This is a genomic window from Pseudomonas sp. AC463 (assembly GCF_979253585.1).
In genome coordinates, this window is sequence record NZ_CEEDDZ010000793.1 from 1 (window position 1) to 259 (window position 259).

At 74.9% G+C, this 259-nt stretch carries 1 protein-coding gene; it reads right to left on the minus strand.

Annotated elements, in window-relative coordinates; translation table 11 throughout:
- The coding region (locus AC0IYH_RS32395) for a hypothetical protein (protein WP_471838435.1) at positions 1-259 on the minus strand (259 nt) is incomplete at both ends.

Here is a 259-nt window from a genome sequence, read left to right on the forward strand (position 1 = left end):
GGCGGCGGCGCGATTCGCGGAGTGGGCGGAGATGGCGGCGTCCCGAGCTCCTCCGCCGACAAGGGTCGCCGCGTTGGCGCGTCCGGGTGCGTATCGGCACGGCGAGCGGTCGGCACGTCGCTCATGCCGCCGAACCGCACCGGCTTGGGCGCGAGGAACCCGCCCGGCCCCCAGATCAGGTACAGCGCCGACCAACTGACCGCACCCGCGAGTGCTGCCCCACCCAGCAGGATCAGCGCACGCGCGGTCAGCCCCAGCG